Below are 2,553 nucleotides of genomic sequence, written 5' to 3' on the forward strand. Positions count from 1 at the left end.
GGCTTCGGTGGCGGCTTCGGTGGCGGCTTCGGCGGAGGGTTTGGCGGCGGCTTCGGCAGTAGCAGTCACGGAGGCAAGGGTGGCAGCGGTAGCGGTGGCAACAGCGGCGGTAACGGGCACTAGATCCTTGGGTATGGAACCCCCGATCCGTACCCACCCCGTCTGAGGTCATCCAGCTTGGCAAGCCCCACCCGGCAAATGTCGGCGGTGGCGCCTCGATCCCCCGGTCGAGCGTCACCGCCGCAGCCGGGTCACACAGGCATCAAACGCCGCATCGACGGCAAATCAATTGACGTGGCGCAGACATTGCACGAGCCACGCAGCATTCAACCTGCAATCATGCCGACAATCCGCTCAGACCAACGCCTAAAGCATCTCGAGCGGTCGCTTGCTGCGCGGTGGTCTGAAGTAGGCATCGATGGCCGCGCATTCTTCGGCGCTCAACCGCAGTTCGAGCGCACGATGATTGTCCCGCACGTGTTCGACCCGCCCTGCCTTTGGAATCGCAAACACTTCCGGCTGCTGCAACACCCACGCAAGCGCTATCTGAAACACGGAGACGCCGCGCGCATCGGCGAGGTCGTCGAGCGGCGAGCGCTTGGGCAAGCGCGCATGATCCACCGGGCTATAGGCCATCGCGGGTATGTTGCGTGTCCGCAGCCGGGGCAGCAAATCGAACTCCGCCCCCCGTCGCGCCACGTTATAGAGAATCTGGTTCGTCGCGCACGCCTCGCCGCCCGGCACCGACATGAGTTCGTCCATGTCTTCTGCGTCGAAGTTGCTGACGCCCCAATGGCGGATCTTGCCGGCCCGCCGCAAGGCTTCGAAGCCTTCGACCGTCTCAGCGAGCGGCACCGAGCCGCGCCAGTGCAGCAGATACAGATCGAGCCGATCGGTCTTCAGGCGTTTCAGGCTGTGTTCGCAAGCCGCCTGCACGCCGCGCCGGCTGGCATTGTGCGGATACACCTTGCTCACCAGGAAGACACGCTCGCGCAGGCCCGCGAGCGCGTCGCCCAGCAACGTTTCGGTGGCGCCGTCGCCGTACATTTCGGCGGTGTCGATCAGCGTCATGCCAAGGTCGACACCCGCACGTAACGCGGCGATCTCCGTCTCGCGGCGCGCCGGCTGTTCGCCCATCTCCCAGGTACCCTGCCCCAGCTTTGGAATGCGCTCGCCGTCGGGCAAGCTCACAGTGGCGATATCGCTCGTCATGTTTTCTCCTTCGGTTGCGCAGGGCCTGCGAACGGCCCATTGGATCACCAGTTTATCCGCCAGACGCAGTTCAAATCGGCCCCCAGGCAAAAGCCCGCTATAACGCAACGCGCCAATGTCATAGAATTGCCGCTTGCCCTTCTTGCGTCTGCCACATGAACTCTGCCTCGGAAGACCGTTGGCGCGATCTGCGTCCGGACCCGCAAAACGATACGCCGCTTTATTTGCAACTCGCTCGCAAGCTTGGCAACGCGATTCACGAAAACCGCTGGAACGCCGGCGAGGCGTTGCCTTCGGAACGCGTGCTGTCGGAAGCGCTTGGCGTCTCGCGCATCACCGCGCGCAAGGCCATCGCATTGCTGGTTGAACAGGGATTGATCCGGCGCACGCAGGGCGCGGGCAGCTTCATCACGCCGCGCTATGAAGATCCGCTGTCACGCCTGTCGAGCTTCAGTGAAATGCTGCGGCGGCGCGGCTTCAGTCCAAGCTCGCAGTGGATCTCGCGCGAAATCGTGCCCGCCAATCGCGACGAGGTCATCCAGCTCGGCCTGTCGCCGGCAGCGGCCGTGACGCGTTTGCGGCGTCTGCGCCTCGCAGACGGCATCGTGATGGCGGTCGAGAATTCAACGTTTCCCGCTGCATTGATTCCAGACCCGCAGGCAATCGGTGATTCGCTCTACAGCTACCTTGAACAGCGCGGCCTCGGGATCGTGCGAGCCCTGCAGCATTTTCGCGCCGTCAACGCGAGCGAAGAGATCGCGCAGCAGATGAGCATCGCGCCCAACGACGCGCTGCTCCTGATCACGCGCGTCGGCTACACCACCGATCAACGTGCGATCGAGCTCACCGATACGTATTGCCGCAACGACTACTACGACTTCGTCGCCGAATTGCGCAAATAGGCGCAACCCGGTGCAATTCGGCCCAAGCAACACGAGGGGCACCAGGGCGGCACGAGGGGACGCCTCAACTCGCCCAGCACGCCTCATCCGTTCCGATTGGCACCGGCGGTCGACCATAGAACGGCGGCGTCTCAGACATCCGTTCGGCGGGCGACGTCCCGCGCACCACGCCGAACGGAGAATCTACACGCTCCAGACAGTCCTCAACATCGTCGATAGCAACATCCGGCGCGCGCCAGCCGTCCTCGAGTTGCCCCATCGATTGCAGCCAGCGGCCCGTCTGCGCGAGCGACACACGCACATGCCAGCTACCGCCCTCGGTGGCCCGGCGCGTTAGCGCGACCAATGCGCCGAACGCGGCAAGATACCCCGTCGCATGATCGAGCGCCTGACACGGCAGATGCCTGGGCTCGTCGCTTTGCACCGCCCGGCTCTCAGT

3 protein-coding genes are annotated in these 2,553 nt (G+C 64.2%); 1 reads left to right on the top strand and 2 read right to left on the bottom strand.

Features of this window, described 5'->3' with window-relative positions:
• Positions 1-366: 366 nt before the first annotated feature.
• The gene (locus WCA85_RS16860) at positions 367-1,212 is read right to left on the bottom strand and encodes an aldo/keto reductase (RefSeq protein WP_424065755.1); all 846 of its coding nucleotides are present in this window, start codon (positions 1,210-1,212) and stop codon (positions 367-369) included.
• Between the two features lie 155 nt (positions 1,213-1,367).
• On the opposite strand from WCA85_RS16860, the gene WCA85_RS16865 reads away from it, so the two are divergent.
• Positions 1,368-2,114, top strand: coding sequence for a GntR family transcriptional regulator (locus WCA85_RS16865; protein WP_424065757.1), 747 nt, complete (start codon positions 1,368-1,370; stop codon positions 2,112-2,114).
• 64 nt (positions 2,115-2,178) lie between these two features.
• Here WCA85_RS16865 and WCA85_RS16870 read toward each other — a convergent pair.
• Positions 2,179-2,553: CoA transferase (locus tag WCA85_RS16870; protein ID WP_424065758.1), on the bottom strand; the 375-nt coding region annotated here is incomplete at its 5' end.

The sequence above is a fragment of the Paraburkholderia sp. genome (assembly GCF_049581445.1).
In the GTDB taxonomy this organism is placed as follows: domain Bacteria; phylum Pseudomonadota; class Gammaproteobacteria; order Burkholderiales; family Burkholderiaceae; genus Paraburkholderia.

Bases quoted from the DNA above. Each gene is read 5' to 3' on its own strand.
- WCA85_RS16860 (WP_424065755.1), bottom strand. From the start codon at position 1,212: ATGACGAGCGATATCGCCACTGTGAGCTTGCCCGACGGCGAGCGCATT.
- WCA85_RS16865 (WP_424065757.1), top strand. From the start codon at position 1,368: ATGAACTCTGCCTCGGAAGACCGTTGGCGCGATCTGCGTCCGGACCCG.